We start from the raw sequence: 24189 nt of genomic DNA, 5'->3' as shown, positions 1-24189 counted from the left end.
GCGGTACGACGCGTCTGTGCCGGTCAGGGCGCTCGGTCGAGATGGAGTGCGCCGACGCACATCTGATCGAGGGTCGCGAGCAGTGCCTCCTCGTCGGCGTCCTCGCCCTGGATCAGCCACAGGTACAGGGTGTGGTCCACCATGGCGGACATGGCGCGGGCGGCCAGCTCGGGGTCGAGGCCGGTGGGGACCAGGCCTTCGGACTGCCAGCGGGAGATCGCGCGGGCCGTGCGATCGATCAGCTGGCGGCGGTGCTCGTGCCGGAGCAGCCGGAACTCCTCGTTGAAGGTCGCGACCTGTTCGATGATCGCCATCAGGGGCGCGTTACGCCGGTAGGCCTGGTAGTAGGACCGGTTCGAGGCGATCAGCCGCTCGGCGGGGGAGAGATCGGCCGCCGCGGGCTCGCGCCGGTGCATATCCTCGAAGAGCCGGTTGCTCAGTTCCCCGAAGACATCGTCCTTCGATTCGAAGTACCGGTAGAAGGTGCCGTAGGAGACCCCGGCCTCCTGGGCGATCAGTTCCACCCGCGCATCCAGGAATCCCACCGTCTCGAAGACGCGGCGGGCCGCGTCCAGCAGAGCGTCACGCGTCTTGCGTCCCCGCGGGGTCAGGGTGTCGACCGAGGCGGGGGAACTGTTGACAGATGACTTCGCCACGGGACAGACTATTCCCGAAGCTGACATGACTGTCAAGTCATGTTTTGCTCCTGCGGCGACCGCCGGAACGGCCGCTCACGCGACATTGTCGCCCATAGGAAGGATTGCGATGAACGCCCCCAACCCGAGGTACGAGCTACGCGGGATCAACCATCTGGCGCTGGTCTGCTCCGATATGCGCCGGACCATCGATTTCTATACGGGTGTACTCGGTATGCCACTGATCAAAACCATCGAACTGCCCGGAGATCTGGGGCAGCACTTCTTCTTCGACTGCGGTAACGGCAATACGCTCGCCTTCTTCTGGCTCGCCGACGCACCCGACGCGGCGCCGGGCGTGGCGGCACCCAAGGGTCTGCCCGACGCCGGCGAACTCGTGAGCGCGGTGGGTTCGATGAACCACGTCGCCTTCGCCGTACCACCGGAGAAGTTCGACGAGTACTACGAGCGGTTGCGGGCCGAGGGGATCGAGGTCAGTCGCGTGCTCAATCACGACGACAGCCGCGCCGGAGTCTCCCGGGAGGTGCACCCGGGCACCTTCGTGCGCTCGTTCTACTTCCAGGACCCCGACGGCGTACTGCTCGAATTCGCCTGCTGGACCAGGACCTTCACCGAAGCCGATATCTCGCACGAACCGAAGACCGCCGCCGACCGCCGCGTCCCCGCGGCGCACTGAGCCGAAAGGAGCGCCACCGTGCCCAGGTTGCGTGAAGTACCCCGTGCCGAAGTCACCGACGAGCGAATCCTGTTCTATTACGACCGGCTCTTCGGCCCGGACAAAGATCCGGCCGTCGACCACGGCACCGTCCATGCCACCCCCGGCGACTGGTGGACGGTCTTCGCCCAGTCACCCGAGGTGTTCCGGCACGCGGTACGGGGTTTCGCCGTCTACCGCAACGCAACCCTGGACCCGGCCCTGCGCGAACTCGGTCAGAGCCGGGCCGGTTTCGCCCGCGGCAGTCAGTTCGTCTTCTCCCAGCACTGCAAGCAGATGCGTTCGCTGGGGGTGCCCGAGGCGAAGATCACGGCCATCCCGCACTGGCAGGTCAGCGATGTCTTCTCCCCGCTCGAGCGGGCTGTGCTGGCCTACACCGACGGGCTCGTCTACGACGGCGGCCGAGTCCCCGACGAGGTTTTCGAGGTGCTGCGCGGTGCGCTGAGCGATCAGGAGATCCTCGAACTCACCTACATCACCACGCTGTACGACATGCACGCGACGATCTGCCGGGCCCTGCGGCTCGAGTACGACGATCGGCCGGAGCCGATCGAGGAGGTTCAACTGCCGGAGGGTGTCGAGGCCAGGGATCTGTCGGCGGATCTTTCCGGGGCCTGAACGACGGTACCGGGGCGCGGCGGGGTTTCGGCCCGAGCTGCGGCCAACCGGGGGACCGCGGCCGCCGCGGCGGGGGACGATGGCAGCATTCCCGGTGGTCGGTCTGATGGTGGGCCGGCCGGCACCCCGTCCGTGCGGCCGGATCGAACAGTGCGGTGATCGCCGGGCGTTCTGTCCGCGTGTCGGAGGTCGATCACGGTGGCCGGTGCGAGGATCGACGCGGAACTCGTGCGCGCCGCCGCCCCGGTGCCGCACCCCGCTGTCGTCCCAGGAGGTCCTCGTGCCCACGTCGTCCGATCGCATCGCCCTGGTCACCGGCGGTTCCGGTGGTATCGGACGGGCGGTGGCCGAGCGTCTCGCCGCAGACGGGACGACGGTGGTGGTCCACTACGCCGGAAACGCCGGCCGGGCCCGGGAGGTCGTCTCCGCCATCACCGGTGGCGGCGGGACCGCCGTCGCGATGGGCGGGGATGTGGCCGACCCCGCCCGGATGCAGCAGCTGTTCACCGAGATCACCGACCGCTTCGGCGGGATCGACGTGGTGGTCAACACCGCGGGCATCATGCTGCTCGGACCGGTGGCCGAATTCGATCTCGACGCATTCGACCGGATGCACCGCACCAATGTCCGTGGCACCTTCGTCGTCTCGCAACTGGCCGCCCGCACACTGAACCCCGGCGGCGCGCTGATCAATTTCTCCAGTTCGGTGATCCGGCTCCAGCAGCCCGGCTACGCCGCCTACGCGGCCAGCAAGGGGGCGGTGGAGGCGATGACCCTGGTCCTGGCGCGGGAATTGCGCGGTCGCGATGTGACGGTCAATGTGGTCGCCCCGGGCCCCACCGCGACTCCGCTGTTCCTCGACGGCAAGGACGATGCCGCCATCGAACGACTCGCGCAGATGTCACCCCTGGAACGCCTCGGTGAACCGGCCGATATCGCCGAGACGGTGGCCTTCCTGGCGGGTCCGGCCCGCTGGGTCGACGGACAGGTTCTCTACGTCAACGGCGGCGTGGCCTGAGCCACTGCCGTGCTGCCCGCGAGTGGTCGGCCACCTCGAGCGGAGATTTCGATCAGGGTGAGCCGACCCGTCGCACCCGGGGCGGCGTGGGTGATCAACTGTCCGGATGAGCTACGGCCCCTACGACCTGACCTATACCGCCGCCGAGCAGCGTTACGAGAAAGTTCCCTACCGGCGCAGCGGCAACTCCGGCCTCGACCTGCCCGCGTTCTCGTTCGGACTGTGGCAGAAGTTCGGTACCGACTACCCGTTCGCGACCCAGCGTGAGATCATCCTGCACGCCTTCGACCTGGGTATCACCCATTTCGACAATGCCGATCGCTACGGACCGCCGCATCGGTCCGCGCAGCAGAACTTCGGCCGAGTGCTCGCCAAGGATCTCGCGCCCTACCGGGACGAACTCATCCTGTCGACCAAGGCCGGGAATCCGATCGGGCCGAGCCCCTATCTGCAGGGTGGCTCCCGCAAATCGCTGCTCACCTCGCTCGACCACAGTCTGCGTGATCTCGGCACCGACTACGTCGATATCTTCTACCACCACAGCCCCGACCCCGGGACCCCGCTGGAAGAAACGGTGGGTGCACTGGTCAGCGCGGTACAGCAGGGCAAGGCGCTCTATATCGGCATCTCCAACTATCTGCCCGACCGCGCCCACGAGGCCGCCGAACTGCTCCGGGCCGCGGGCGTGCCGTTGCTCATTCATCAGGCCCGGTACTCCATCTACGACCGCCGTCCCGAACAGAACGGTCTGCTGGATACCGCGCGGCGCGACGGGTTCGGTGCCATCGTCTATTCCCCGCTGGCACAGGGGTTGCTGACCGACAAGTACCTCGAGCGCATCCCCGAGGGTGCCCGGGCGGCCGACAGCACCTTCCTGTCACCGGAGGCCATCGACGAAACCTATCGGCGGCGCACCGCCGAACTGAACAAGATCGCCGCGTCCCGGGGCCAGTCGTTGGCCCAGCTCGCGCTCCAGTGGGTGCTGCGGCGGCCCGAGGTCACCTCGGCGCTGATCGGGGCGAGCAGCACGGCGCAGCTCGACCACAACCTCGCCGCGCTCGAGTTCCCGGAACTCACGGATGCCGAGCTCGCCCTCATCGACGAGCACGGCATCCACGGAACCGGGCTGAATCCCTGATTCCGGTGTGCCCGGCTCAGTCGCGCAGCAGCGGCAGGAGCTGGGCGCCCTGGCGCCGGATCTCGGGCAGGTAGGGAGTATCGGAGAGCACGAAATGGGTGATGCCGAGATCCTGGTAGCGGCGCAGTGATTTCGCGACGTCCTCGGCGGAGCCGACCAGCCAGGTGGTGCCCGCGCCTCCGCCACCGACGGTGCCCGGGGTGGTGTAGAGATTGTCGTCGAGCACTTCGCCGCGCGCCGCCAGGTCGAGCAGACGCTGCTGTCCGACCGCCGCACGCCGGGGTGCGCTCCGATCGTGCGTTTTCGCCATCTCGGCAACTTTGGCCTCGGCATCGGCCCACGCCTGTTCGGTGGTATCGCGCACGAAGGTGGTGATCCGCAGCCCGAACTGCAGCGGCGGCAGGGCACGGCCGAGCTCGTCACCGAGCGTGCGCAATCGTTCGATGCGTTCCCGGACGCCGGCCAGCGGCTCACCCCAGAAGAGCTGGACATCGGCTTCGGTCGCGGCGACTCGTTCGGCCGCCGCCGACGCGCCACCGAAGTAGAGCAGCGGGTGCGGGCGGCCCTCGCACCGTGATTCGCGGCGTGACGGTGGAATCGGTCACCCGGTAGTGCTCACCCCGGTAGGTGACGTTCTCCTCGGTCCACAGCCGCCGGACCAGCCGGAGGAACTCCCGGGTGCGGGCGTACCGATCGGCTTGGTCCTCCTCGGCCTCGCCGTAGGCCGCGAGATCGTCCTTGCCGGAGACGATGTTGATTCGCAGCCGACCGCCGGTGAGATGATCCAGACTCGCGGCGGCGGAGGCGAAATGGGCCGGCCGCCAATAACCGGGCCGGACCGCGACGAGCGGCTCGAAGGTCGTGGTCCGGGCCGCGAGCGCGGTGGCGACGGTGAACGTATCCGGGCGCCCCCAGCCGGTGCCGATCAGCGCCCCCTGCCACCCGTATTCTTCGAGTGCGCGCGCCTGCGCGGTCAGCGTCTCGAGGCTGTTGTGGTCGGCGGTGACGGCGTCACCGCGATGCCCGGGAATCACCTGGTTGGGGATGTACCAGAGGTATTCGGCCGTCGGGGCGGCGACTCCTGTTCGGTCTGGCATCGCGAATCTCCGTTCGGGGCCGGGTGGATCGGGACAGGCGCGCACCGGATGGGTCGGGGGTGATCACCCGGACAAACACAGTGCGCCGCTATCCGTTTCCGGGCTACGGACCGGATCATGGTGATTCGAAATGACCGACGCGAGTAGTCTTCGATTCGAGACCAGCGACTCCGCGGACCGCGACGGACAGGTGGTTTCCGAGGACGCGCGCCGAACCGGCGGGCGTGGACCCGGATGGGTCGAGTTGACAAGCCGGTGGCCGTCTGCCAACCTCACACCAGGTCATGAGTGCCAGCGTGAAGCCCCGGCTTGCTGGCCGGCAACCCTCCTCCGCGGTGGGGTGCCCCGGGTGACGACCTGGCCGCTGCTCGACCGAGCGTGGCAAGCGCGGACTCCGCCGAATCGGAACCCGGAGTCCCTCGATCGACGGGATTGCGTGATGACCGCTGTACTCGACCCCACCCGTGCCCCGGCCCGCGTCTCCGGCGACGACCTGCGGGTTCCGCTGGTGCAGGGCGGTACCTGTACCTACGCCAACTTCGACTACGCGGCCAGCGCACCGGCCCTCGCGCAGGTCACCGCACGGGTGGCCGATCTGCTGCCCTACTACGCGAGCGTGCACCGCGGCGCCGGGTATGCCTCGCGGATCTCCACCCGGTGCTACGAGGTGGCCCGCGAAACGGTCCGCGAGTTCCTGGGCTGCGCCGCCGACCAGGAGGTCGTGTTCACCCGGAACACCACCGACGCGCTCAACCTGCTCGCCACCTGCGTTCCCGGCGATACCGTGGTTCTCGATATCGAACACCACGCCAACTTCCTGCCCTGGGCCGGACGCGGACGCCGGGTGGTGCCCGCCGCCGGCACGCTCACCGGGACCGTCGACCGTCTGGCCGCCGAACTCGCCGCGAAACCCGCTGCCCTGCTTGCGATCACCGGCGCGTCCAATGTCACCGGGGAGGTCCTGCCGCTGACCGAGCTGGCCGCGCTCGCCCATCGCCACGGTGCGCGGATCCTGGTGGACGCGGCCCAACTGGCTCCCCATCGGCGTATCGACCTGTGCGCCACCGATATCGACTATGTGGTCTGCTCCGGGCACAAGCTGTACGCACCGTACGGCGCCGGGGTGCTGGCCGGTCGCCGCGACTGGCTCGACGCCGCACCGCCGTACCTGGCCGGTGGGGGCGCGGTCACCGAGGTGACCTCGGACACCGCGGCCTGGGCGGCCGCCCCGCATCGGCACGAGGCCGGTTCACCCAATGTGCTGGGCGCCGCGGCGCTGGCGGCCGCCTGCGAGGCGCTCACCGAACTCGCCGCTCCCGCCGAGGTGCACGAACGGGCGCTCACCGACCGGCTGCGCACCGGGCTGGCGGACATCGCCGGTGTCCGATGCCTCCGGATCTTCGGCGACAGCACCGACTGCGTGGGAATCGTCGCCTTCACCGTGGACGGTTTCGAACCGGGCCGGGTCGCGGCCTATCTGTCCGCCGAACATGCGATCGGCGTGCGTGACGGCCGCTTCTGCGCCCACCCGCTGCTGGCCCGGTTCGGGCTCGACGCCGCCCTGCGCGCCAGTATCGGCCTCGGCACCACCGCCGATGACGTGGATCGGCTACTCGACGCCGTGCGTATTCTGGTCGCGGCCGGACCGCAGTGGGATTACGCCTGTTCAAACGGCCGCTGGGACCCGGTTCCGGAGACCCGTCCCGGCCTGACCACGGGGCCGGACACCGGCTCCGCGCCGTGCTCGGTGTGACGTACCGCGCGTCATGTGAGAGAAACTAACGGTATCCCGTGGCGCCCTGCGGCTTCGCCGGATTCCCGCACCGATCCCGAACCTCCGGAGTGAGCCGAGATGACCGTCGACATCGATATAGTGACCGACGCGGCAGATGCGCGTGCCGCGCAACAGGTATTCCGTACCGCGATGGTCGGGGGTCCACCGATCTCGGCCGAGGCCGCGGACGGATTGAACGAACCCGGCCGCACCCTCGGCGCCCGGGTCGGCGGTGAACTGGTCGGGACGGTGAATTCCTACACCAGCTGGCTGATCGCGCCGGGTGGCGCGCGTCTGCCGCACGCCGCGGTGACGCACGTCGGTGTCCTGCCCACCCACGCGCGGCAGGGGATCGCGGCCGCGCTGCTGCACCGGCAGCTCACCGAGATCGCCGCACGCGGGGAGGTCGTCGCCTCGCTGCGCGCGACCCAGGGCGGAATCTATGAGCGTTTCGGGTACGGCGTCGCCGGTTCGTCGGCGCGCTGTGAAATCGATGTGCACCGGGCCCGCTTCCGCGAAACCGTACCGGCCGCCGGCCCGGTCCGGTTGCTCGCGCCCGCGGACGGTTGGGAGATACCGGCCAAGATCTACGCGACAGCGGATGTGACGTGGACCGCGGCGATCGATCGCCCCTCGTACTGGTGGCGGTTACAGGGGCTGTTGCGGCCCCAGGGCCATGTCGCCGTGCACGGGGAGCCCGGCTCGGAGGACGGGTTCGTGCGCTATCGTGCCGCCGAATCCGTGGAATGGGTGCGCGGCCCGCGCCGGACCGTGGTCGTCGACGATCTCGTCGCCACGACTCCCGCCGCCTTCGTCGGTCTCATCCGTCATCTGCTCAGCGCCGATATCGTCGACGTGGTCGTGCTGTCCGCGATCTCGCCCGACTCCCCGCTGCGGCATCTGCTGACCGACGAGCGGGCGGTCCGGGTCACCGATATCCACGACGAGACCTGGTTGCGGCTGGTCGATGTCCCGGCCGCGCTGGCCCGCCGCGCCTATCGTCCCGGCCGGCCGCTGGTCCTCGCCGTCACCGATCCGATGCTGTCCGCCAACACCGGCAATTACCGGATCGAGGACGGCGGGGTCACCCGGGTGGACGAGCCCGCGGACCTAGGCGCCGACGTGGCGGCCCTGGCGGCCGCCTACCTCGGCGGTACCCGCTGGCGTCACCTGGCGCTCGCGGGCCGCGTCACCGAGCACCGGCCCGGCGCCGCGGCGACCGCGGACGCGCTGTTCGAGGTGGACGAGCATCCGTTCAGCGGGACGTACTTCTGACCGCCGCCCCGGTCCGGGTGGCCGCGTAGTGCGCCGCGATCTCGTCGCTGGTGGTGACCCATACGCCGGGATGCTCGACGATAGAGGCCAGTGCCTCGTCGAGGTACCGGGCCCGGAACGCCTGCCCGGTGACGAAGGGGTGCAGGGCCAGGGCGAGGACGCGTCCGCTCGTTTCGGAGTCCGCCCACAGCCGGTCGAGCTGGTCCCGCACGATCCGGACGAAATCGGGGCCGGTGAGCCCGGTGCCGAGGAACAGGGTGTTGTCGTTCAACTCCACCGAGTACGGCACGCTGAACAGCCCGGGGACGCGCAACGGGTAGGGCTGGTCGTCGTTGGTCCAGTCCAGGACGTAGTCGACGCCCAGTTCGCGCAACAACTCCGGAGTGCGGAAACTCTCGGAGAGGGCGGGGCCCATCCAGCCGCGCGGTCGCTTCCCGGTGCCGCGTTCGATGGTGCCGAGCACGTCCGCGAGGTAGGCGCGCTCGTCCGCGGCGGCGATCTCGGCCTGCAGGACGGAGTTGTTCCGGCCGTGTGCCAGCCAGGCCCAGTCGCGTTCCCGGCCGGCTTCGATGAGGCGTGGGTAATGCTCGACCACCTCGGAGTTGAGCAGTGCGCTGGCCCGGATGCCGTGCCGGTCCAGCGATTCCAGGATCCGCCAGAACCCCACCCGGGGGCCGTAATCGCGCCAGCCGTAGTTGAGCGGGTCCGGCACCTGCCCGGCGGTACCGGCGAAGATACTGGTGGAGGGGCGATCCACCTGGTAGTGCTCGATATTGAGTCCCACGTAGAACGCCACGCGTGCCCCGCCCGGCCACCGGATCGGCTCGCGGTCGACGATGGCGCTGTAGTCGAACAGTTCGTTGTCCATTCGGCTATGGTCGAAGCTTCACACAGATGTGAAGGTCAAATCGTTCGGACGAGGTCGATGGAATGCGGATCGGGGAACTGTCACGGCGCACCGGCACCTCACGCCGGTTGCTGCGCTACTACGAGGAACAAGGCCTGATCGCCGCCCAGCGGTGCGCAAACGGCTACCGCAGCTACGACGAGCGGTTCGTCGATCGCGTACTGCAGATCCGGGGACTCCTCGATGCCGGGCTGCCGACCCGGATCATCAAACAGATTCTCCCGTGCCTGGACAAACCGCGTTCCATCTACTTCCCGGACGCGACGCCCGAGATGCTCGCGACCCTCGAAGGTGAACGGGACCGGATGACCGAACGGATCCGCTGTCTGGAACGGAACCGGGACGCCATCACCGAATACCTCGGCGCGGTACGCGAATACGGCGAGCAGGGGGTGTAAGCGGCCGCGCAGCGTAACCGACCGTGCCGGGATCGTAGCTCTGGTGTATCGCGGAACAGCCGCGCGTACGGGTACGCTCCGATGCCCGTGAGGACGTCACGGATACTGCTCGTCGCCGGTGTCGCCGTACTGGCCTGGGGAGAGTGGGTGAACTGGCGGTCGTCGCGGCGGCTCGTCGGGTCCGCGACCGGCGCGAGCGAAGCGGTCGTCGTACTCGGGTTCCGCAACGCGGCGGCGACGGCCAACGCGCTGAACAGATGGCGGGTGCGCGCCGCACTGCGCTCCTGCGATCCCCGGCTCGATACCCGGATGGTCTTCTGTGGCGGCGCGGTCGGGGGCGCGCGGTCGGAAGCCGAACTGATGGCCGCCTATGCGCGGGAACGCGGCTGGTCCGGTCCGGTCGCGCTGGATACCGCCTCGCGGAGCACCTGGGAGAACATCGAGAACGCCCTAGCGCTGATCGAAGCGGCCGACCGGATCAAAATCGTCTCGAATCCGCTGCACGCGGAGCAGGCCCGGCGCTACCTGGCGGTTATGCGCCCCGATCTCGCGAACCGGCTGGTGCGCGGCGCGGAATACCGCTTCGGCGAGTGGACCTTTCTCAAACCGCTGTTCGCCGTCCTCGGCTACGCGAAGCGGGGCCGGGTATCGGCGCCGCTCACCCGGTAGACCCGGAGTCGCTGGCGGGATCACTCGGCGAGGCGGCGTTCGACCGACTCGACCTCGGTGTGCAGCGTATCCGTCCGGCCGGGCCGGATATCGGCCTTGATGACGATGCTGCACCGATCGGATTCGGCCAGTACCGCATCGGTCGCGGTCTTGATGACACCCATGACCTGGTCCCATTCGCCCTCGATCTCGGTGAAACTCGCGGTGGTCCGATGCGCGAGTCCGCTGTCCCGGATGACCCGGACCGCGGTGGCGACCTGATCCCCGACGCTCTCGCCGGCGCCGATGGGGGTGATCGAGAAGGCGGCAAGCATAGGGCACTCTCCTTGGTCGTCGTGGAGGATGACTGCGCTGATCTCTTCACCGTACGCAGGACTGTGCGAACCACCCCGCTACCGCGCGGCGGGTCGGCGCGTGAGCGCCACCGGGACGGTCCGCTTACCGCCTTTCGGCCGTCATACCGGATCCCGCGTCGAGGTCGCGGTCGGGTCGTGCGGCCGGACCACGGCGTGCACGCGGTCGCCACCGGGTGATCGCGACTCCCACCAGGCACAGAGCTCCGCCGGCCGATGCCACCGTGCCGGGCACCTCGCCGAGGAGGAGCCAGGACATCACGACAACGAGCGCCGGTACCGCGTAGGTGGTGGCGCCCACCTGCCCCGCGCTCATCCGGGCCAGGGCGTATGCCCAGGTGGTGAAGGCGACGGCGGTCGGGAAGACGCCGAGATAGACCAGGCCGAGGGTGGCGGACAGCGGTGCGGTGGCCACCTCTCCGATCAGCTGCCCCGTGAACGGCAGGCACGCGACCGTGCCCACTACACATCCGCCGGTGGTCACCTGCAGGGCCGAGGCGTGCGCCAGCGCGGGTTTCTGGACGAGCACCGCCACCGCCCAGGCGGCGGCCGCCACCACACACAGCACGACGCCGAGCGCGGTTGCCGCGCCCTCGGAACTGGACAACCCCACCACGGCCGCTCCGGCGAACGCCACCGCGATACCGGTCATGAGCCGTTTCGGAAAACCCTCGCCGAGAAACAGTCCGCCGAGCAGAGCGATCATGACCGGCCCGGTATTGATCACCAGCGCGGCGGTGCCGGCGTCGACGTATTGTTCGGCCCAGTTCAGGGCCACCATATAGATCCCGAACCACAGCACTCCGGATACGATGATCCCGCGCAGTGCCGAACGCGGGGGCAGGCCGGTGCCGGTCAGTAGCAGCAGCGTCACCAAAACCACCGAACCCGAGGCCAATCGGCCCAGCGCCAGCGCTCCCGGCGAGAAGTCCGCTCCGGCGGTGCGGATGACGACGAACGCCGAGGCCCACAGTACGACGGTGACGGCCGCGGCGAGCAGTGCGCGCCCCCGTCCGGGCGACAACTCGGTCATATGTCGAACGTAGTTCGCCCGCCGCCGCTCGATCCAGACAATTTCTCGTATGCGAGCGCAAGTTTGAGAAAACATCGATAGCCGGTCCGGGGTCCGGGCGTAGGCTGCCAACCGTGCTGCCGTGCTGGGCATCTCATATGCAGGTGCGGCACCGTTTCGGATCCGGACGACCCGGGTATCCGATCAGGTCTTGCGTTCAGTCGGCGGCGAACGCCTGGTATGTGTAGTGTCTCCAGAGATCTGAAACACGCATGAACGGGCAGGGGCGCATGAGCGGAATCGATGGATGTCTGGAACGGATCATGGACATCCCCGGTGCGCGCAGTGTGACATTGGTGGACGGGGCGAGTGGGCTGGCGGTGGCCGCGGCCGGCCGGCACGATGTGGTCGATCAGCACGAGGACGCGGCGACCACCACCGATGTGGTGCGCGCGGTGCTCGACTGTCCGGCGCTGACCACGGGCCCGACCGGGGACGACGTCGACGAGATCATCGTCTGCGGGACCGGGGGATACCACCTGCTCAATCTGGTGGACGGGGATTTCGGCGGCCGCCTCTTCGTCCATGTCCTGTTCGACGAGGAGTCCGGCAATCTGGCGATGGCCCGGTTCCGGCTACGCGGCATTCTCGCCGAACTGGCCGAGGACGGTCATGCGCGTTGAGCTCGCGGACGAGTTGCAGCGATTGGAAGACGAAGGCCGGACCGGTGTCCTGCGCGTAGGCGACGGGGAGTTCCATCTCGCCGACGGCGCCATCGCCTCCGCCACCTGCTCGCGCACCACCGGGCTGGACCGGTTGGTGGTCGAGGCCGGGGTGGCCAGTGCCGAGGACTGGGAGCGGGCGGGTACCGGCGATCCGGGCCCGCTGCTGGGCCGGCCGCTGCTGGAAACCCTGGCGCTGCTCGCCGTTTTCGACGCGGCCTACTTTCTGCTGCCCACGCCGGTGGTGCCGGAGTTCCGGCCGGCCCCGGCGCACTGGCTGTCGGCCGTCTGCACCATCCGGCCGCGGGCGCTGGTCCGCGAATGTGCGCGCCGCGGTGACCCGGACTCGGGGCCGTGGCCGGCGCAACTGGTCGACCGTGCCGCGGTGGTCCCGGTGCGCCGGATCCGGCGGCGCCGGGTACTGCTCACCGGCAGCCAGGCCGAGGTACTGGCCGCCGCCGACAACCGCCGCAGTGTCACCGGAATCGCCCGGGACCTGGGCCGCACCGCCTACGGCTGTCTGGAGGCGGTACGGGATCTGACCGTGGCCGGGTTGATCGAACCCCCGGTGGGCGCACCGGCTTCCGACGCCGGCCCGCCTGCCGCCGATCCGGCCGCCGCAGCGGAGCCGCCGCTGCGGCGCCGGGTCCGAAACGCCACCCCGGTTCCCGACGGCGACGAGTGGGAACCGGTGGATCACGAACTGCTCACCCGGCTTCGAGCGGCTCTGGAGGACCTCGCGTGACGGCGCGCAAAAATCTGCTCGGTGAACTGATGGGAAGGCTTACCAAGGTGCCGATGACCGTTTCCGATCCCCACGCCGCGGTGACGGCGGAACTCCGGGCGCTGCGCGAACGCGTCCCCCGGCTGACCGGGGCGCTCGTGGCGTCCAGCGACGGCCTGCTGGTGACCCATGATCTGCCCGCGCATATCGAACCGACCGGGATGGCCGCGCTGGCGGCGGCTCAGCTGTCGCTGTCGGATCGGCTCGCCCAGACGGCGCAGGGCGGTGGGTTCCAGGAGGTCGTGGTGGACGGCACCGGGGGGCACGTGGTGATCTACGCGGCCGGCTGGGCGTCGTTGACCGTGCTCGCCGCCCCCGAGGTGAACATCGGCCGGTTGCACCTGGAGTCCCGGCCGGTGGCACGCCGGATCGCCGAACATCTCTCCGCCGTGGCGAAGGACGCCGGCGGTAACGGAAGAACGCAGTAAACGAAAATTATCGAGAGGAACGACCTGTGTCCGATATGGATTTGGCACTCAAGGACATGATGTCGATCGACGGCGCCCTCGGCGCGGCCGTCGTGGACTACAACAGCGGTATGGCGCTGGGCATGCTCGGGAGCTCGAAGGCGCTGGACCTGAACGTGGCCGCGGCCGGCAACACCGAGGTGGTGCGTGCGAAGCTGCGCACGATCGAACAGCTGGGCCTGCAGGAGGATATCGAGGACATCCTCATCTCGCTCAGCAGCCAGTACCACCTCATCCGGCCCATGACCGGCCGTAAGTCGAGGGGTCTGTTCCTGTATCTGGCCCTCGACCGCGGCCGGGCCAACCTCGCGCTGGCCCGGCACCGGCTGCGCGGGATCGAGGAGGAGCTCGAGGTCTGAGCCGGGCCGGGCGCCGGCGTCAGGTCGTCGAGGCGGACTGCGGTCCGTCGGCGGGTTCGCGGATATCGCCGGCCGGCGGCTCCCGGTAGAGATCGGCGATCCGCGCCGCGTACTTCTCCGCGACGACCTTGCGCTTGAGTTTCATGGTGAGCGTGACCTCGTCGCCGCCCGCCTCCCAGAAGACCGGCAGTACGAGGAAGCGTTTCACCTGTTCCACCCGGGACAGGTGCGCGTTGCCGGCGGCCACGCCGGCCCGGATCGCTTCGATGACCGACGGGTCGGCGGCCAGGGCGGCGGCCGAATCGTCGGCCAGCCCGTGCTGTTTCGCGTACGGGCCGGCGGTTTCGGCGTCGAGCACGATGAGCGCGGTGTTGTACGGGCGGCCGTCCCCGATCACCGACATGGCACCGATGAGCGGGGTCGCCGCCTTGATGGTGTTCTCGATATGCGTCGGCGACATGTTCTTGCCGGAGGCATTGATGATGATCTCTTTCTTGCGGTCGACGACCCTGAGGTATCCGTCCTCGTCGACCGTCACGATATCGCCGGTGTGCAGCCAGCCCTCGGCGTCGATCGCCTCGCCGGTCTTGTCCGGCTGTCCCCGGTAACTTTTCATCACCAGCGGACCCCGGACGAGAAACTCCCCGTCGGGCGCGGTGCGGTACTCCATTCCCGGCAGCAACTTCCCGACGGTGCCCAGTCGCACCTCGGCCGGCGGGCTGACGCTGCAGATGCACGACAGTTCCGACATACCCCAGATCTCGGTGATCGGGACACCGAGTCCGGCGAAGAACCCCAGGGTCGCGGGAGGTATGGGCGCGGCGCCCGAGAGCGCCCAGCGCATCCGGTCGAACCCCAGCGCCGCGCGCAGACCGCGCAGCACCAGTTCGTCGGCGCGCCGCCACTCGGCGGCGAGGGCGTCGGGCAGCGGAGTACCGGCCAGTGTGTGCTCGCCCCGGGCGGTGGCGACCGACAGCGCCCACCGCAGCGCCGCCCGCCGCTCGGCATCGGGTTCCGCGGCGGCCTTGTACTCGATGGCGGCACGGAGTTTCTCCCAGACCCGGGGAACCGCGCCCCACAGGGTCGGGCGCAGATCCGCCAGCGCCGGCGCGATGAGCTTGGGGTCGGCGACACAGGTGACCTGGATGCCGAGTACCTCCTGCACGTACAGGGCGGTCAGCCGGTCGGCGATATGGGCGCTGGGCATGAACGAGGTGATGGTGTCGCCGAATTCGATCCCGAGCACCTCGGCGATCCCGTAGACCTGGAACAGCAGGTTGGCGTGGGTCGTCTCCACACCTTTGGGGCTGCCGGTGGTGCCGGAGGTGTAGATGAGCGTGGCCACATCGTCGCCGCGCACCCCACGCCAGGCAGCGTCGAAGTCGAAATCGGCACGTGCCGCGGCGATCACGCCGGATACCGAAAGAGTTCCCGAGGGGGCCTCGTCCAGACAGATGATGTGGTCGAGTTCCACCCCGCAGGACCGTAACCGCGTGACGTACTGCGGTTCGCAGATCACCACCCGTGCCCCGGCATTATCGAGCACATGGTTCAGCTGATCGGTGGGCAGGGTGTTGTAGACCGAGAAGGACGTCGCGCCGAGATGCTGTGCGGCCACCTCGAGCGGGTAGAACTCGATCCGGTTGCCCATCATCAGGGCGACGGTGTCGCCTCGGCGCACACCGAGCCCGTCGAGGCCTGCGGCGAACTCGCGGACCTGGGTGGCGTACTCGGACCAGGTCAGGGTCTGCGCGTCACCCGGGGTCCGCAGCGCGACCGCGGCGGGGTCCACAGTGGCGATGTGCTGGAACGCGGCAGGGAGGGTGGGGAAGCGAGCTGTGCTCACAGCTGGGCCTTTCCGGATCAGACCGCGGCGGCGGTGGTGTCGAGGACCGAGGAGACGAAGCGGGCCGCCTCCCGGTAGGCGAGGCGTGATTCGGGCACGAGGGCGGGCAGCACCTGGAAGGCGTGCATCTGGTCGCGCCACACCCGCAATTCGCAGCCGGCGCCGGCGCCGGTCCAGCGTTCGGCGAGGGTGACGCCGTCGCCGCCGAAGAATTCGGTATCGCTGGTGTGGATCAGGGCCGGGGGCAGCGGCATTCCGCGCACGGGGCGCAGATCGTAGGGAGCCGGGGTGAAATGCGCGACCGCACGTCGCGACAGCCCCGGCGACAGCAGTCCCTCGTCCGCCGCCCCCGGGAATCCGGCGGCGAGCGCGAGACTCAGATCCGTCATCGGCGAGAAGAGAACGAGGCCCGCGGGCGGGGCGGACCCGTCGCGCGCGTGGGAGATGGCGAAATCGGCGGCGAGGAAGCCGCCCGCCGAATCGCCCGCGATCACGATCCGGCCGGGGCGGTGCCCTCGTGACATCAGCCACGCGAAGGCGGCGGCGACATCCTGGGGCGCCGCCGGATACGGATGTTCTGGTGCGAGCCGGTAGTCGAGCGTGAACACCGGCAACCGCGTCGCGGTGGACAGCCGCGCGGCCACCCCGCGGTACCCGGCGGCGGATCCGGCGACGAATCCGCCGCCGTGGAGGTAGAGGATCACGGCATCGGTCCGGGTCGCCCGCGGTCCACGAACCCATTCACCCGTGATCGTGCCGTGACGCACCCGATCGGCCGTTGTGCCGCGCAGCGTGGGTGCGGCCGCGCGCAGGGCCTGGTCGATCAGGGCCCGGGAAGCGGGCAAGGTGTAGGTGTTGACCGGCGTGAACTGCGCCAGACGGCGCGCGGTGAGCGCGGACAGTCGCCGGACGTACCGGGCCCGCAGTGATCCGCGCGCCGGTTCGCTCATCGGCGCCGCTCGATCGCGCGGACCAGTTCGTGCACTGTCGAATCGGCGGCGAGCCGCCGGTCCAGCACGGTATTGATCGCCCCGCGCAGCAGGGCGTAGGGCTGCCAGCCACTGGGGGCGATGGTCCGCGCGGCGCGGCGCGCGATCCCGTCGGCGATGGTCCGGGCGGCCTCTGCGGCGGTGATGCGTACGTTGAGCGGCCACGGCAGCAGATCGTTGATGCGGCGGCCCAGATCGTCGGCGTCGAGCATGTCATGGGTCATCGCGGTCTCCACGACCCCGAAGTAGGCGATCCCGGCGGTGGCGCCGGAGGCGCCGAGCTCCACCCGCAGTGCCCGTCCCAGCTGCTCCACCGCGGCCTTGCTGACCATATAGGGTGAGCCGCCCATACCCGGTGCGAAAGCGGCGCAGGAGGAGACGACGACCACGTGGCCCCGGGACCGCACGATATGGTCGAGCGCCGGATGCACGGTGTTGAACACCCCGGTGAGGTTGATGCTCATGACCCGGTCGAAATCGGCCGGATCCATGCTCCGGATGGTCGCGGGTATTGGGGTGACCCCGGCATTGGCGACCACCACATCGAGACCACCGAACTGCTCGGCGACCTCGGCGATCACCTCTTCCATCCGGCCGCGGTCGGCGACATCCCCGGCCAGACCGACCGCGCGCGAACCCAGGTCGCGCGCCGTGCGCCGGGCGGCCGCCTCGTCGATATCGACCACGACCACCACCGCGCCGCGCCGGTGCAGGAGGGTGACGAGTTCGCGTCCGATGCCCTGGCCCGCGCCGGTGACCAGCACCGTCTTACCCTTCACGTCGAAGGTCGCGGAAGGCGAGAGCCAGCCCAGCGGGTCGGGGAGCGTGGGTCTCATCGGGTCACCTCGTAGGATTCGGCGTCGAACTGCTTGGTGCGCCGCCGGTATTCGAAACTCCAGTTCGGGTAGAGACCCGCATTGCCGCCGTCGGGAGTGGTGTAGTAGCTCTGGCAGCCGCCGGTCAGCCAGACCGTGTCCGCGCTGCGCCGGGCCATCTCCTCGACGAACGCATCCTGGGTCTCCTGCCGCACCTCCACCCGGCGGGCGCCGCGGGCGCGCAGGGTCTGTAGCGCGTCGACGATGTAGGCGATCTGCGATTCGAGCATGAAGATGGCGGATTGGTTGCCGGCGGCGCCGAAGGGGCCGAGCGTGCAGAAGAAGTTCGGGAAACCGGCCATCGCCGCACCCAGATAGGTCTGCGGCCGCCTGTGGTACAGGTCGGCGATCGAGATATCGTCGCGGCCGACGATCCGCTCGAAAGCGGTCGGAATGGAAGTGAACCCGGTGCCGTAGATGATGGTGTCGACCGGGATCTCCACACCGGCGCGGGTGAGGACGGAGTGCGGGCGCACCTCGGCGATACCGTCGGTGACCACCTCGACGTTCTCCCGGTCCAGCGCCGGCAGGTAGGCGTCGGAGAAGATCGCGCGTTTACAGCCGATGATGTAATCGGGGGTGGCCTTGCGGCGCAGCTCCGGATCGCGGATCTGGCGCAGCAATTGGAGCCGGCCGAGCATCTCGTACGGGTGACGGAAGCGATTGTCGACGAACCCGACCAGGCCGAACCCTTCGATCAGGGTGTACCAGGTACCGCGGATCGCCTTCTGCGCGAGCGGGAGACGGCGCAGCAGGGAGCGCTCGACACCCAGTGTCGGGCGGTCCATCCGCGGCACGATCCACGGCGCGGACCGCTGGAACACCGTCAGCGCGGCCACCCGTGGCGCGATCTCGGGAACGAACTGGACCGCGGAGGCGCCGGTCCCGATCACCGCCACCCGCTCATCGGTGAGGTCGTGGTCGTGGTCCCAGTGCAGCGAATGGAACGCGGTGCCCTCGAAGGTGTCGATACCGGGGAGTTCGGGGTATTTGGCCTCGGCGAAGACACCGGCGGCGGAGATGAAGAAGTCGGCCGTGAGCGGACCGCGCGAGGTCTGGATCCGCCACAGGTGGGCCGCCTCGTCCCAGCGGGCCTCGGTCAGTTCGGTGCCCAGCCGGATATGGCGCACCACATCGTGGTCGGTGGCGACCCGGCGTAGGTACTCCAGGATCTCGCGCTGTTGGCCGTAGGTGCGGGACCAATCCGGGTTGGGCGCGAACGAGTAGCTGTAGAGCTGGGACGGGACATCGCAGGCGCAGCCGGGATAGGTGTTGGCCTGCCAGGTGCCGCCGAGATCGTCGGCGCGTTCGAGCAGCACCAGGTCGTCGAAACCGGCCTCGCGTAATTTGATCGCCAGCCCGATTCCGCCGAATCCGGCGCCGAGTACGACGATGCTGTGGTGTTCCGGTGCGCGGTCGTTCATCATGCCCCCACCGTCTCGGTGCGGACCCGGCGGCCGGTGCCGGCGGCGATGGTCTTGGTGACGAAACGGTTCACCGGGCTCGCCGCGGCCAGCAGCGGACGCAGTACCGCGCTGCCCTCGAGGGCGAAGGTCCAGATGATCCGGGTCCCCGTGGCCAGCGGGAGCAGGGTGATGTCCTCGGCGAACCGGTGCAGCCCGGGCACCGAGGCGGCGTCCACGGTGAAGGTCATCCGGGAACCCTCGTCCCACCGGTAGAAACGTTCCGCCAGCCGGATCAGGCCACCGAGGGTGACATCCCGGGTGGTGCCGACACCGAAAGGCCGCGGTGAGGTCCACTTCGCCGCCGTGACGACTGCCGACCACGACACCAGCGCGTCGTCGGCGATCAGCGTGTCCCACACCTGCGGCGGTGGGGCCGGGATATCGACGATATGGGTGTAGCGGTGGGCGGCGGTGTCCAGGAAGGCGTCGTCGGAGGGGGACAGGGCGAATCGAGCGCTCATAGGGCTGAGGGCCTTTCGGATCAGAGATCGAGTACCAGCGGTCCGCCGGCCGACCGGGAGACACAGGTGAGCATGTGGCCGGCGCGTTCGCTGTCGCTCAGCAGACGGTCGCGGTGGTCGACCGAACCGGCCGCGACGCCGATCTTGCAGGTGCCGCAGAAACCCTGGCGGCAGGAGTAGACGACATCGGGCTCGACTCGGCGGATGGCGTCGAGTGTCGTCTCGGTGGCGCCGACCCGGACCTGGCGCCCGGATCTGGCGAGGGTGAGGTCGAATTCGTGGCCGTCGCGCACCGGTGGCGCCGAGAACCGTTCGGTATGCAGCGATCCGGCCGGGTTCAGTGCGAACAGGGAACGCTGGGCGGCCTCGAGGACCGGTGGCGGTCCGCAGACGTACACCGCGGCGCCGGGCCGGGTGGTCGCCAGGAGCGCCGGGATATCGGGTGCACCGGCCTCGTCGTCGGGACGGATATCGCTGCCGGCCGGCAGTTCGCCGAGAAACGGCATGGTTTCCCGGGAGCGGCCGAGATAGATCAGTCGCCCGCGATCCCCGGCCGCATGCGCCATCGGCAGGATGGGGGTGATGCCGATGCCGGCGGCGACGAAGAGGTAGGACGGCGCGGAATCGACGAAGGTGAACGCGTTGCGCGGGCCGCGGATCCGCAATGCGTCACCGGGGCGCAGGTCGTGGACCTCGAGCGAGCCCCCGCCGCCGTCCGGTATCCGGCGGACCGCGATCCGGTAGCGGTGGCGGTCGGCGGGGTCGCCGCACAGCGAGTACTGGCGTTGCCGCCCCGACGGCAGGAAGACGTCGATATGGGAGCCGGGCCGCCACGCCGGCAGCTGCTCGCCGTCTGCCCGGAGCAGGGTCAGCGAGACCACGTCGCGGGCCTCCTCCCGTACCGCGCCCACGACGACGTCGAGGTCGAAGCCGCTGCGGCGCACCGGGTTCGGGGGCGAGAGCGCGGGATTGGTGAACACCTTCTTGTACACATCCACCGCCAGGGCGAGCATCCGCAGGCTCGGGGGCGCGGGGTGCGTGGTGGTCATGAGCGCGCGGCGGGGGAGTGCGCCAGATAGCGCAGGGCGTTGTCCATGGAGCCGAGCTGGGAGGGATGGAAGCTCGGCCGCAGGTAGCGCGGCATCTCGGTGAAGAACGTGGTGAAGCTGGGGATCACACCGCGCATCGTGGCGCTGACGAACTGCTGACCCCAGAACCGGCCCTTGGCCGGGCTCGGATCCTTGCGGTACAGGTAGGCGGTGGAGATCACGAACAGCGGCAGCAGCAGCCCGCTGGCGAGCAGACCCGTGCGTACGCGCCGGGCGTACCCGCCGTCGACGTGCATATAGGCGTCGAAGACCACGCTGCGGTGCTCGACCTCTTCCGCGCCGTGCCATCGCACCAGATCGAGCATCGTCGGATGCATGCCGAGTTCCTCGAGCATCTCCGATTCGAGCAGCCACTCGCCGATCACCGCGGTGAAGTGTTCCATTCCCGCGAACAGCCCCAGGCGTTCCTTGAGCCATTCCTCCTTGGCGCGGCCGCTCAGTCCGTGCTCGCCCAGTACCCGGTCGACCAGCCAGGCGATCTTCTCGACGTAGGAGTCGACGTCGAGCCCGATGGACTGCAGGTGTTTGCGGGCGCCCTCGTGGCTGCTCGCGTGCATCGACTCCTGGCCGATGAACCCCGTCACCTCTTCGCGCAGGCGTTCGTCGTCGATCGCGGGGAGCGCTTCGGCCAGGCACGCGGCCATCGCCCGCTCGCCTTCCGGCAGTACCAGGTGCATCACATTGGTCACGTGGGTCGCCAGCACTTCTCCGGGGATGTAGTGCATGGGAACCGTCGAGAAGTCGAAGCTCACATCGCGGGCGTGGATCGCGTGGGCTTCTTCCCGGTAGGTGCTCGTGGTGGCACTGTCGTCAGCCATACGTCGACCGTACAATGCAACAGATTGCCTTGCAATGTTGTCGCAACAAATTCTTTCTGATTGTTGCAGAAATGCTGATCGCTGCTAGCGTGGTCCCGTGTCCGCCCCCACCCCTACCTCGCAAGACCGGTCCTCCGCCGACGGCATCGAAACCCGCATCCTCGATGCCGCGCTCGTGCAGTTCGAGACGTTCGGGGTGAAGAAGACGACCATCGGCGATATCGCCCGGCAGGCGGCGGTCGACCGCGGCACCATCTATCGGCGGATCGGTTCGCGCGACGATCTCGTCCGCGCGGTGAGCGCGCGCGAGGTGGGCACCCTGCTCGCCGAACTCGAGGACATTCCCGCGCGACACGCCGGTCCGGAGGCCATCGTCGCCGACGTGTTCGTCACGGTGATCACGCGCTGGCGAACCCACGGCATGATCAAGCGGGTGTTGGCGCTCGAACCCGGCCGGTTACTGCCCCAGGTGACCACCGAGGGTGGGCCCTTCTTCACCATGGCCGTCGGTGTGGCCACCACTCTCCTCGCCGAGGCGATACGCCGGCGGGGGCTCCCCGAGATCCCCGATCTCACGACCCGGGTCGAGATCGCGAGCCGGGTGGTCCACTCGCTGATCCTGCAACCCGTCAGCGCGCTGAACCTCGAAACCGAGGACCAGCTCGCGGAATTCGCGCGGACCTATATCGCGCCGTTGATCGTCGGCTGAATATCCGCCCGCTGTCGGGGACTTCGCACAGGAGGCGGGTACGCCGATCACGGCGACAGGCCACGGTCATCGGACCTGTGCACCGCCGGGCCGAGCCCGTACACCGCGAGTTTGACCCGATTGTCGGCGCCGGTCTTGGACAGCAAGTTGGCGATATGAGTTTTCACCGTGGTGACGCCGATGTGCAGGCGCTGGGCGATCTCGGTATTCGACAGTCCGTCGGCCACCAATCGCAGCACTTCGGCCTCCCGTCCGGTCAGCGTCACCTCCGGTGCGGCGGACCGCGACGGTTGCGCGCGGGCGGCGACGGCGGTGTCCACCAACCGGCGCAGCACCTCCGGTGAGAACGGCCGGTCCCCGGCCGCGGCACGCCGGATACCGTCGAGCAGGTCGCCGGGCGACGCGTCCTTGACCAGGAAACCGCACATACCGGCTGCCAGTGCGGGATACAGGTGATCGTCGTCGTCGAACGTGGTGAGTGCGAGGACCCGGGCCCCGGGCCGGGCGGCCAGGATCGCGGTGGTGGCGCGGATACCGTCCATCCCCGGCATCCGCAGATCCATCAGGATCACATCCGGTGCGGTCCGTTCGGCCAGGCGCACCGCCTCCGCACCACCCGGCGCCTCGGCGACCACCTCGAGGTCGGCCGCGGTCTCGCACAGCATGCGCAGTCCGGCCCGCACGAGGTGCTGATCGTCCACGAGCATCACCCTGATGGTCACGCGGCACCGTCCGGCTCGCCCGGGAGGCTTGCGGCGAGCAGCCAGCCCGATCCCGCCGGCGCCGCGACGAGGGTACCGCCGAGCAGTCCGACCCGCTCGCGTAGCCCGATCAGGCCCACACCCGGCCCGGATGTGACGGATGGCGCCGTGCCCGCCGCCGGGCCGCTGTCGGACAGCCGGAATTCCACCGGACCCGGTCCGGCGGTGATCGAGAGCCGGGCAGTGGTCTCCGGACCGGCGTGCTTCACCACATTGGCGGTACCTTCCTGCGCCAGGCGCAACAGAGTGAGCCCCGTCAACGCGTCCACCGCCGAGATATCAGGGTCCAACTCCAGATCGATTCGCGGCACCACGAGCCGCGTCCGCTCCACGACCGCGGTGATGGCGACCGGGAGTCCGGCCGGATCGACGAACGACACCGCGCCGGCGCCCGGATCCCGCAGCACTGTCACCAGAGTGCGCAGATCGTGGAGAGTTTCCTTGCCGCTGCGATGGATATCGTCGAGAACTTCCAGGACGTCCGGCGGCGCGGAGGTCAGCGCGTGCCGGGCCACGCCGACCCGCAGCACCGTCGAGGAGATGTGACGTCGCGCTACTGCGCTACACACCATCGAAGGAGAACCGGTGACCGAGCTCGACCACCACCACTGGATGAACCGCGCGATCACGCTCGCCGGCCTGTGCCCCGTCGTCGAGGGCGCGTTCTCGGTCGGAGCGGTGATCGTCGCCGACGGTGAAGAGATCGCCACCGGCTACTCCCGCGAAACAGACCCCAAGATCCACGCCGAGGAAGCCGCCCTCGACAAACTCGACCCCGCCGATCCCCGGCTGTCCCGCGCCACGATCTACAGCACCCTGGAGCCGTGCTCGGAACGCGCGACCAAGTCCCGGCTGCCGTGCACCGATCGAATCCTGGCCGCGCGCATCCCTGAGGTCGTCATCGCCTGGCGCGAGCCCTCCACCTTCGTCGAGGACTGTGTCGGCGTCGAAAAACTACAACAGCAAGGGGTCAAGGTCGTCGAGCTGCCGGAACTCGCTGAGGCCGCCATGGCCATGAACCAGCATCTGGACCTGTCCTAGCTGCCACGTGGCACTGTGGCCTGCCGACTTGCTCCGCTCGATACTTCCGACACGGTGATGGGTGAGGCGTTGCGGTAGCTGAGTACCGGGGCCAGGAACGGGTGTTGTGTCCAGCGATGCAGCGCGCCGAGGGCGTCCGTGTCGGTGCGCGG

27 protein-coding genes, 1 pseudogene and 1 riboswitch are annotated in these 24189 nt (G+C 69.1%); of the genes and pseudogenes, 14 read left to right on the top strand and 14 right to left on the bottom strand.

Going from position 1 to position 24189, the window contains the following annotated elements; genetic code table 11:
* Positions 1-23: 23 nt before the first annotated feature.
* Positions 24-656, bottom strand: a complete 633-nt coding sequence (locus tag NF4_RS19185) for a TetR/AcrR family transcriptional regulator (protein ID WP_063128727.1) — start codon at positions 654-656, stop codon at positions 24-26.
* Between the two features lie 109 nt (positions 657-765).
* Between NF4_RS19185 and NF4_RS19180 the strand changes: the two genes are divergently transcribed.
* The 4 genes from NF4_RS19180 (at position 766) to NF4_RS19165 (ending at position 4145) form a co-directional block, all read left to right on the top strand.
* Complete coding sequence (locus NF4_RS19180; protein ID WP_063128726.1) at positions 766-1332, top strand: VOC family protein; 567 nt, start codon at positions 766-768, stop codon at positions 1330-1332.
* An 18-nt stretch (positions 1333-1350) separates the two neighbouring features.
* Positions 1351-1989, top strand: coding sequence for a carboxymuconolactone decarboxylase family protein (locus NF4_RS19175; protein ID WP_063128725.1), 639 nt, complete (start codon positions 1351-1353; stop codon positions 1987-1989).
* Positions 1990-2269: 280 nt separating this feature from the next.
* Positions 2270-3007 carry an SDR family oxidoreductase gene (locus tag NF4_RS19170; RefSeq protein WP_063128724.1) on the top strand — a complete coding sequence of 246 codons (738 nt, stop codon included), beginning with the start codon at positions 2270-2272 and terminating at the stop codon, positions 3005-3007.
* 106 nt (positions 3008-3113) lie between these two features.
* Positions 3114-4145 carry an aldo/keto reductase gene (locus NF4_RS19165; RefSeq protein WP_063128723.1) on the top strand — a complete coding sequence of 344 codons (1032 nt, stop codon included), beginning with the start codon at positions 3114-3116 and terminating at the stop codon, positions 4143-4145.
* Positions 4146-4161: 16 nt separating this feature from the next.
* On the opposite strand, the pseudogene NF4_RS19160 reads toward NF4_RS19165, so the two are convergent.
* Positions 4162-5242 (bottom strand): annotated as a pseudogene (locus NF4_RS19160) (LLM class flavin-dependent oxidoreductase).
* Positions 5243-5522: 280 nt separating this feature from the next.
* Positions 5523-5636: riboswitch (SAM riboswitch) on the top strand.
* 45 nt (positions 5637-5681) lie between these two features.
* Between NF4_RS19160 and NF4_RS19155 the strand changes: the two are divergent.
* Together NF4_RS19155 and NF4_RS19150 are read left to right on the top strand one after the other, a co-directional pair.
* Positions 5682-6995: an aminotransferase class V-fold PLP-dependent enzyme gene (locus NF4_RS19155; RefSeq protein ID WP_063128722.1), complete on the top strand. Its 1314-nt coding sequence runs from the start codon at positions 5682-5684 to the stop codon at positions 6993-6995.
* Between the two features lie 99 nt (positions 6996-7094).
* A complete protein-coding gene (locus tag NF4_RS19150; RefSeq protein WP_063128721.1) occupies positions 7095-8291 on the top strand; it encodes a GNAT family N-acetyltransferase in 1197 nt (398 codons plus the stop codon).
* Here NF4_RS19150 and NF4_RS19145 read toward each other — a convergent pair.
* Positions 8272-9159 carry a polysaccharide deacetylase family protein gene (locus NF4_RS19145; protein WP_063128720.1) on the bottom strand — a complete coding sequence of 296 codons (888 nt, stop codon included), beginning with the start codon at positions 9157-9159 and terminating at the stop codon, positions 8272-8274. The two genes, NF4_RS19150 and NF4_RS19145, sit on opposite strands and share 20 nt — an antisense overlap.
* Positions 9160-9221: 62 nt before the next feature.
* Here NF4_RS19145 and NF4_RS19140 point away from each other — a divergent pair, with 62 nt between their 5' ends.
* Complete coding sequence (locus NF4_RS19140; protein WP_063128719.1) at positions 9222-9596, top strand: MerR family transcriptional regulator; 375 nt, start codon at positions 9222-9224, stop codon at positions 9594-9596.
* 81 nt (positions 9597-9677) lie between these two features.
* Positions 9678-10265: a YdcF family protein gene (locus tag NF4_RS19135; protein WP_063128718.1), complete on the top strand. Its 588-nt coding sequence runs from the start codon at positions 9678-9680 to the stop codon at positions 10263-10265.
* 20 nt (positions 10266-10285) lie between these two features.
* On the opposite strand, the gene NF4_RS19130 is transcribed toward NF4_RS19135, so the two are convergent.
* Both NF4_RS19130 and NF4_RS19125 read right to left on the bottom strand, forming a co-directional pair.
* On the bottom strand, positions 10286-10579 hold the full coding sequence (locus NF4_RS19130) for an MTH1187 family thiamine-binding protein (protein ID WP_063128717.1): 294 nt from the start codon (positions 10577-10579) through the stop codon (positions 10286-10288).
* A gap of 124 nt (positions 10580-10703) precedes the next feature.
* Positions 10704-11651, bottom strand: a complete 948-nt coding sequence (locus tag NF4_RS19125) for a DMT family transporter (protein ID WP_063128716.1) — start codon at positions 11649-11651, stop codon at positions 10704-10706.
* 269 nt (positions 11652-11920) lie between these two features.
* On the opposite strand from NF4_RS19125, the gene NF4_RS19120 reads away from it, so the two are divergent.
* From NF4_RS19120 to NF4_RS19105, 4 genes are read left to right on the top strand one after another with little or no spacing between them, the layout of a single operon-like run.
* Positions 11921-12313, top strand: a complete 393-nt coding sequence (locus tag NF4_RS19120) for a hypothetical protein (protein ID WP_030519775.1) — start codon at positions 11921-11923, stop codon at positions 12311-12313.
* The gene (locus NF4_RS19115) at positions 12303-13097 is read left to right on the top strand and encodes a hypothetical protein (RefSeq protein ID WP_063128715.1); all 795 of its coding nucleotides are present in this window, start codon (positions 12303-12305) and stop codon (positions 13095-13097) included. Before NF4_RS19120 ends, NF4_RS19115 begins: the two co-directional genes overlap by 11 nt.
* Positions 13094-13564: a roadblock/LC7 domain-containing protein gene (locus tag NF4_RS19110; protein ID WP_232330557.1), complete on the top strand. Its 471-nt coding sequence runs from the start codon at positions 13094-13096 to the stop codon at positions 13562-13564. Before NF4_RS19115 ends, NF4_RS19110 begins: the two co-directional genes overlap by 4 nt.
* A gap of 26 nt (positions 13565-13590) precedes the next feature.
* Positions 13591-13962, top strand: coding sequence for a hypothetical protein (locus tag NF4_RS19105; protein ID WP_063128714.1), 372 nt, complete (start codon positions 13591-13593; stop codon positions 13960-13962).
* A gap of 19 nt (positions 13963-13981) precedes the next feature.
* Here the strand turns inward: NF4_RS19105 and fadD11 are convergent, their stop codons facing one another.
* From fadD11 to NF4_RS19070, 7 genes are read right to left on the bottom strand one after another with little or no spacing between them, the layout of a single operon-like run.
* Positions 13982-15808, bottom strand: a complete 1827-nt coding sequence (gene fadD11 / locus NF4_RS19100; RefSeq protein WP_063128713.1) for a fatty acid--CoA ligase FadD11 — start codon at positions 15806-15808, stop codon at positions 13982-13984.
* Between the two features lie 17 nt (positions 15809-15825).
* Positions 15826-16758 carry an alpha/beta hydrolase gene (locus tag NF4_RS19095; RefSeq protein WP_063128712.1) on the bottom strand — a complete coding sequence of 311 codons (933 nt, stop codon included), beginning with the start codon at positions 16756-16758 and terminating at the stop codon, positions 15826-15828.
* Entirely contained in the window at positions 16755-17633 is an 879-nt protein-coding gene (locus tag NF4_RS19090) for a short-chain dehydrogenase/reductase (protein WP_084533252.1), read from the bottom strand. Before NF4_RS19090 ends, NF4_RS19095 begins: the two co-directional genes overlap by 4 nt.
* On the bottom strand, positions 17630-19096 hold the full coding sequence (locus NF4_RS19085; protein ID WP_063128711.1) for a flavin-containing monooxygenase: 1467 nt from the start codon (positions 19094-19096) through the stop codon (positions 17630-17632). The genes NF4_RS19090 and NF4_RS19085 overlap by 4 nt, the downstream gene beginning before the upstream one ends.
* Positions 19096-19599, bottom strand: coding sequence for an SRPBCC family protein (locus NF4_RS19080; RefSeq protein WP_063128710.1), 504 nt, complete (start codon positions 19597-19599; stop codon positions 19096-19098). Before NF4_RS19080 ends, NF4_RS19085 begins: the two co-directional genes overlap by 1 nt.
* Before the next feature lie 20 nt (positions 19600-19619).
* The gene (locus NF4_RS19075; protein WP_063128709.1) at positions 19620-20648 is read right to left on the bottom strand and encodes a PDR/VanB family oxidoreductase; all 1029 of its coding nucleotides are present in this window, start codon (positions 20646-20648) and stop codon (positions 19620-19622) included.
* The gene (locus NF4_RS19070) at positions 20645-21526 is read right to left on the bottom strand and encodes a metal-dependent hydrolase (RefSeq protein WP_063128708.1); all 882 of its coding nucleotides are present in this window, start codon (positions 21524-21526) and stop codon (positions 20645-20647) included. The genes NF4_RS19075 and NF4_RS19070 overlap by 4 nt, the downstream gene beginning before the upstream one ends.
* A gap of 97 nt (positions 21527-21623) precedes the next feature.
* Between NF4_RS19070 and NF4_RS19065 the strand changes: the two genes are divergently transcribed.
* Positions 21624-22235, top strand: a complete 612-nt coding sequence (locus NF4_RS19065; RefSeq protein ID WP_063128707.1) for a TetR/AcrR family transcriptional regulator — start codon at positions 21624-21626, stop codon at positions 22233-22235.
* Between the two features lie 47 nt (positions 22236-22282).
* Here NF4_RS19065 and NF4_RS19060 read toward each other — a convergent pair whose 3' ends face one another.
* A complete protein-coding gene (locus tag NF4_RS19060) occupies positions 22283-22942 on the bottom strand; it encodes a response regulator (RefSeq protein WP_063128934.1) in 660 nt (219 codons plus the stop codon).
* An 11-nt stretch (positions 22943-22953) separates the two neighbouring features.
* Complete coding sequence (locus NF4_RS19055; RefSeq protein WP_198165384.1) at positions 22954-23565, bottom strand: sensor histidine kinase; 612 nt, start codon at positions 23563-23565, stop codon at positions 22954-22956.
* Between the two features lie 16 nt (positions 23566-23581).
* On the opposite strand from NF4_RS19055, the gene NF4_RS19050 reads away from it, so the two are divergent.
* Positions 23582-24037, top strand: coding sequence for a deaminase (locus tag NF4_RS19050; protein WP_063128705.1), 456 nt, complete (start codon positions 23582-23584; stop codon positions 24035-24037).
* The last annotated feature ends 152 nt before the right edge of the window (positions 24038-24189 follow it).

This window comes from Nocardia fusca NBRC 14340 (genome assembly GCF_001618425.1).
GTDB classification, from domain to species: domain Bacteria; phylum Actinomycetota; class Actinomycetes; order Mycobacteriales; family Mycobacteriaceae; genus Nocardia; species Nocardia fusca.
Note: the sequence above shows the minus strand (reverse complement) of the source record. Positions and strands in the feature narration are given on the sequence as shown.